This window comes from Bartonella sp. MU70NMGDW, from assembly GCF_042194085.1.
Classification (GTDB): Bacteria; Pseudomonadota; Alphaproteobacteria; order Rhizobiales; family Rhizobiaceae; genus Bartonella; species Bartonella grahamii.
The window spans coordinates 1-6541 of sequence record NZ_JBHIMK010000068.1; the positions used below are offsets into that span (position 1 = coordinate 1).

General features: G+C 37.0%; 4 protein-coding genes and 1 tRNA gene. 4 read left to right on the top strand and 1 reads right to left on the bottom strand.

The window, feature by feature from the left end:
• Together ACFIKE_RS06840 and pgi are read left to right on the top strand one after the other, a co-directional pair.
• A partial coding sequence (locus ACFIKE_RS06840) for an efflux RND transporter permease subunit (protein ID WP_375648821.1) occupies positions 1–2616 on the top strand: 2616 nt, incomplete at its 5' end.
• 189 nt (positions 2617–2805) lie between these two features.
• Complete coding sequence (gene pgi / locus ACFIKE_RS06845; RefSeq protein WP_375648823.1) at positions 2806–4470, top strand: glucose-6-phosphate isomerase; 1665 nt, start codon at positions 2806–2808, stop codon at positions 4468–4470.
• 315 nt (positions 4471–4785) lie between these two features.
• Here the strand turns inward: pgi and ACFIKE_RS06850 are convergent.
• Positions 4786–4875 (bottom strand) — tRNA-Ser (locus ACFIKE_RS06850).
• A 285-nt stretch (positions 4876–5160) separates the two neighbouring features.
• Here ACFIKE_RS06850 and rplU point away from each other — a divergent pair.
• Complete coding sequence (rplU, locus tag ACFIKE_RS06855) at positions 5161–5640, top strand: 50S ribosomal protein L21 (RefSeq protein WP_012754557.1); 480 nt, start codon at positions 5161–5163, stop codon at positions 5638–5640.
• A gap of 12 nt (positions 5641–5652) precedes the next feature.
• Complete coding sequence (gene rpmA / locus ACFIKE_RS06860; RefSeq protein ID WP_273787451.1) at positions 5653–5922, top strand: 50S ribosomal protein L27; 270 nt, start codon at positions 5653–5655, stop codon at positions 5920–5922.
• Positions 5923–6541: the final 619 nt, after the last annotated feature.

Consider the following 6541-nt stretch of genomic DNA (forward strand, 5'->3'; position numbering starts at 1 on the left):
GATCAGATTGTTGATGCAATTTCTGCTGTTGATGGTGTTGGTGATGTACAGGTTGATAGTGCTCGCACAAAGATTTTTCAGATTGATATAGATCAAGCAAAACTTGCAAGTTATGGATTAACTGTAGCAGATATTTCACGTGTTCTTGCTGATATGACAACGGATGTGCCAGTAGGATCATTACGCAATTCTAAGCAAACTTTAGTTGTCCGTGCCACTGCACGTCTAACAACACCAGAATCTTTTGAACAAGTTGTTTTAAAGCCTCATGTGCATCTTGGTGATGTTGCGCATGTTACTTTATCGCCGGATATAGAAACAGTTATTCTTCGTATCAATGGAAAGACAGGTATTGGATTAGGTATCGTGCGGAAAGCACAATCCAACACGCTTAATATTTCTGAAGGTGTAAGAGTCGTTGTTGATAATCTCAAAAGTATTGTTCCTTCTTCTGTACATATAGACGTTATTAATGACGATGCAATTTTTATTAAAAGTGCTCTTCATGAGGTTGAGGTTGCGTTGGTCATTGCTATTTTGAGCGTTATTTTAGTCATTTTTCTTTTTCTCAGAGACATTCGTGTAACACTGATACCTGCTTTATCTCTTCCTGTTGCCTTGATTGGTACCATTGCAGCTATTTATCTTGTGGGATTTTCATTGAATATTCTCACATTTTTAGGACTTGTTTTAGCAACAGGGCTTGTTGTGGATGATGCCATTGTTGTTCTGGAAAATATTGTTCGATGGCGCAATATGGGGTTAGGTTCCAGAGCTGCAGCGGTGTTAGGAACACGTGAAGTTTTTTTTGCTGTTGTCGCAACAACATTGACTTTAGTGGCTGTATTTGTTCCTATTTCCTTTCTTCCTGGGCAAGTTGGAGGGCTTTTTAGAGAATTCGGTTTTGTCTTGGCAATTTCTATTTTGCTTTCTTCAATTGTTGCTTTAACGCTTTGTCCCATGTTGGCTTCACGTTTTCTCAAAGAACATGTTGAGGAGAAAGAGGAAAAGTCCCATCATTATTTTACTTTTTTATATAAATTAGGTACTTTTTTTCATAAGGCATATACTTACAGTTTGCATAAGTGTTTAGAAAAACCTTGGGCTGTTGTTTTTGCTTCACTTATTTTTGGGGGTCTTTGTGTTGGAGGCTATATGAAGCTGAAACAGGAATTAACGCCAGCAGAAGACAGAGCTTTTATCTTTTTGGTTATTAATGGACCACAAGGTATTTCAACACAATATTTGAACGAACAGGTAGAGCAAATTGAAGCAAGTCTACAGCCATTACGTGATGCAGGGGAGATTGCTAACAGTTACTCTATTGCGGGTATTGGTGGTTCACCCAATACTGCTTTTTTGCTTTTATTGCTTTCATCTTGGGATGAACGTTTACGTAGTCAGCAAGAAATTGTGAAAGATGTTAATGCAAAGGTTAGACAGTTTCCCGCAGTTTTTGTGTTTGCTGCGGAGGGAAATTCTCTAGGTGTGAGAGGAACTGGGCAAGGATTACAATTTGCAATTCTTGGCAACGATTATGCAACACTACAACCCATTGCTGATAAGCTGGTGAGTGCTTTACAAGATGATCCGCGTTTTATTCGACCACGTCTTACTGTTGATGCAACACAACCGCAATTTTTTATTGAAATCAATCGAAAAAAAGCCTCCGATTTAGGGATTGATATCACCAATTTGGGCGATACATTACAAGCAATGTTGGATGGTAAAAAGATTGGTTCCATTAACGTGGATGATCATTCTTACGATGTTAAATTGATATCGCGTAAAAATTCTATGAAGAGTCCTAGTGATTTAGAAAATATTTTCTTAAAGACTAAAGACAATCGATATGTTCCTTTATCGGTTATTGCGCATTTACATGAAAAAGCTATCGCTCCCCAATTAAAACGGGAAAAACGCATGAGCGCTGTTATTTTAAGCGCAAATCTTGCTCCAGGTATCGCTTTAGGGGAAGCTTATCAAACTGTACAGAAAATTGCTTCTCCTTTGTTATCAAAAGGAATCTACGTGGTTCCCTTAGGAGAAGCTGAAACGCTTAATGAAACATCTTCCAATTTTATGATTGTTTTTGGCATTGCTTTTTTGATTATTTTATTGATTTTGGCTGCTCAGTTTGAAAGTTTTATTTCAGGATTCATTATCATGGCTACGGTCCCATTAGGGATTGGTTGTGCTGTAATTGCTATGCTATTAAGTGGTGTGAGTCTTAATATTTACAGCCAAATTGGACTAATTTTGTTAATTGGCGTTATGGCAAAAAATGGTATTCTCATTGTTGAATTTGCGGATCAATTACGAGATCAGGGAAGAAGCGTGCGTGAAGCCGTAGAAGAAGCAGCAAATATTCGACTTCGTCCAGTTTGTATGACAATGATTTGTGCCATTTTAGGAGGTATTCCTTTGGTTTTAGCCAAAGGTGCTGGCGCAGAAGCTCGTATAGCTTTAGGTTGGGTTATCGTTGGTGGCTTAGGTTTAGCAACTATTTTTACGCTGTATGTCACACCGGTTGTTTATCTTTTTTTAGGGCGGTTTATAAGACCGAAAGCAGAGGAAGATTTACGCTTAATAAAAGAACTCAATCAAGTTAAATGATGTATCTGATAGAAAAGATTTGAAAGTTTATTCTTGTAAAAATATCATTTTCGGATCTTATCCTTTTATTTTGTATATTCCTTCATTTTCATGTGAGCAGTGAAAATAGCGAGCAATAAAGGAGACGCTTTCTGCTTTGTTATGGTTTGGGCATAGATTTCATTATCAATAACCGTATAGGATAAGCTTATGGGAGATAGCTTTTCGATTCGAAATGAAAAGGCTTTTGAGGCCACATTAAAAGCTTTAAGAAACCATGCAGCAAAGGATGGGGTCTATGATATTCGTCGACATTTTGTAGAAGATGAACAGCGTTTTTCCCATTTTTCCCTCAGACTCGATGATCTTCTTTTCGATTTTTCAAAATGTGGTGTGACATTTAAAACATTGCAACTTCTAGATGATTTAGCTGTCGCAGCAGATGTGTTAGGCCGGCGTGACGCAATGTTTTCTGGTAAGGCTATTAATACAACTGAAAAACGCTCAGTTCTTCATATTGCGTTACGTTTACCTGCTGATGAAATTTTCATGTTGGATGGTCATAATCTTATTCGCGATATTCAAGACGTCCTTGAAGATATGGAAAGATTTTCTGAAAAGGTGCGTGATGGCAGCTATAAGGGAAACAGTGGCGAGAGAATAAGTGATATTGTCAATATTGGTATTGGAGGTTCTGATCTTGGTCCTGCAATGGTCACATATGCTTTAAAACCTTATCATGATGGTCCACAGTGTCATTTTGTTTCGAATGCTGACAGTGCTCATATTTCTGATACTCTCTCTATTTTGAATCCAGCAACAACGCTGTTTGTCATTGCTTCTAAAACTTTTACAACGGCTGAAACAATGGTAAATGCTCAAGTTGCACGTCAGTGGATTTGTTCACATTTAGGAGAAGAAGCCGTTTGTACGCATTTTGTTGCTGTTTCAAGTGCGCTTGATAAAGTAGCAGAATTTGGCATAGATTCCACAAGAGTTTTTAAATTTTGGAATTGGGTTGGAGGACGTTATTCAATTTGGTCAGCCATTGGACTTGTTGTTATGTTTGCAATAGGTGGTGGAAATTTTCGCCAATTTCTCAATGGTGCATTGCAAATGGACCAACATTTTAAAACAATGCCTTTGCATAAAAATATTCCTATTCGTTTTGCTCTTTTAGGATTCTGGCATCGTGTTATTTGTGGTTATTCATCACGTTCTATCATTCCTTATGCACAGCGTTTAATACATTTTCCAGCTTATTTACAACAGCTTGATATGGAATCAAATGGTAAGCAAGTCTCGCTGGATGGAAAACCATTAAGTTTTTCAAGTGGTCCGATTGTTTGGGGGGATTCAGGAACAAATAGTCAACATGCTTTTTTTCAGCTTCTGCATCAAGGAACAGATATTATTCCTGTAGAATTTATTTTATTTATAAAAGGGCATGAGCAAAATTTACATTCTATGTATGAGATGTTGCTAGCAAACGGTTTAGCACAATCAAAAGCATTGATGAAGGGGCGTAGTATTGAAGATGCTCGGCATATCTTGATAAAAAATGGAGTTGATGAGGGTGAAGCAGATCATTTAGCACTTCATAGGAGTTTTAAAGGAAACCGTCCCAGCATTACGCTAGTTCAAGATTTATTAACACCTTTTGCACTCGGTCGTCTTATTGCGCTTTATGAACATCGTACTTTTGTTGAAGGGATTTTAATGAATATTAATTCATTTGATCAATGGGGTGTTGAACTTGGTAAAGAATTAGCAAACGAGTTACTACCAATTCTTCGTGGCGAAAGTAAAGCGGATAATCGTGATAGTTCAACATTAGGGTTGCTAGCACATATTCAAGCAAGACGTGCAAAATAAATATAATTTTACAGTAGGTTTTGTACTAACTAAGCAAAAGTAGAATGAGAGAAAAATATGAGATAATTCTTCAATTTTACTATGCGTTCTCTTATTATCTGAACTATATTTATGTAAAATAAAACAAAAAAGTGAAAAAATTGTAAAAATGAGAATTTATTCGCACAAACGATAAAGAGCTTTGAAAAGTCTTGAAGACCTTTTGAAAAATGGATTGGTACAAAACCTGCTGATAAACTACACTAGGTAAAAACATACAGAATTCACCGGCAAGCTACGATTAAAGACATTTTAATAATATCGCTTTATAAACTTTGGCGGAGAGAGAGGGATTTGAACCCCCGATAGAGTTGCCCCTATGCCGCATTTCGAGTGCGGTGCTTTCAACCACTCAGCCATCTCTCCATAATAAAGTGAAATAAAAATTGGCACTATTTGAGTATATAAGGGGTAGATAACCTTCAATTGTTTTTGGTACAACCTTTTTTTCTTTTTTATGGGACTTTATTGACAGAGAATAGAAATTCCTTCATATATACGGAACATGAGCGTGGAGAAATCTGCGCGTATTTGTGTTGAAGAAGGTTTTATCCTTCTTTAAAATCTATTACGACTGATAAAAAGCAGCCTATTTTCCCTTATTTCAAGGCAGAAATTAAATAAGAGCTGGAGTGAACGGAAGGATAAAAAATGTTCGCAGTCATTAAAACTGGTGGTAAGCAATACCGCATTGTTGCTAATCAAGTGGTGAAAGTTGAAAAAGTTAGTGGAAATGCGGGTGATGTTGTTGAATTCAATGACATATTGATGGTTGGGCAAGAAGGTAATGCGGTTATTGGTACCCCTGTCGTTGCTGATGCATTGGTGACAGCTGAGATTGTAGAACAGGCACGTGGGCGCAAGGTTATCGCATTTAAGAAGCGCCGTCGTCAAAATTCTAAACGCACGCGTGGTCATCGTCAAGAATTTACGAAGCTTCGTGTTTTAGAAATTTTAATGGGTGGTTCAAAACCTAAAAAAGCAGCTGCAAAGCCGATAAAAGAAGAGGCAACAGCACCAAAAGAAACAAAAGATGCTGCTTCTGTTGAGAAGACGGCTAAAAAAACGGCTGAAAAAAAGACTGCGTCGCAGAAGAAAGCGTCTGTAGCATCAAAGAGTAAGAAAGATTAAAGGAGAGCGTCTATGGCACATAAAAAAGCTGGTGGTTCCTCGCGTAATGGTCGCGATTCAGAATCGAAACGTCTGGGCGTTAAAAAATTTGGTGGTGAGACCGTTATTGCTGGAAATATTATTATTCGCCAGCGTGGTACACGTTGGCATCCTGGCAACAATGTCGGCATTGGAAAAGACCATACGCTTTTTGCATTATCAAATGGAAAGGTTTCTTTTCAACGCAAAGCGGGTGATCGTTCCTATGTTTCAGTCATTCCTATGGTGGAGGCAGCAGAGTAATCTGTAACACTCTCTAGCAATCAACGGGATTCCATTAAATTGTAGTTGTGGTTTTATAAGTATTAAAAGGGAAAGATAGAATCTCATCTTTCCCTTTTTGCTTTGGTACTATAATAAATATAGAAGATATACGAAAAAGGTAGAATTGGGGAAATGACTTTTCTCAATGAGGGGGGGAGAAGTTTGTGCGGTGTTATGTTAGTATTTAGTACTGAACGTATTGATATTATGATAGAATTTGTTGATAAATTTTTGTATAATAATAATGAGGAGAGACTTTCTTTTTATGCATGAAGAAGTGTCTAGTAATTTCTTTATAAGAGAAGCAGTTTGTTTTCAGGAAATTATGAGAAATTTAATGAAAGCATTATTTATGTAATCATTTTGATAAAGATGGATCTTTTTATTGGCATTGTAGTATTGATGAGTTGTCATACTGTTTTTAGGTGGTGGTGTGGATAGGTGATGCTATTCATTTAAAAGGATATAGGGATAAAAAATCCATAAGATGGCAGTCAAAACTACTTTGAAAGTGACGTGCATTAAGGAGTTTTTGGTAAATCGAGAGTGAAATTATATTTTTAAAGAGGACGGTGTTTAAAGATATAAAAATAACCAA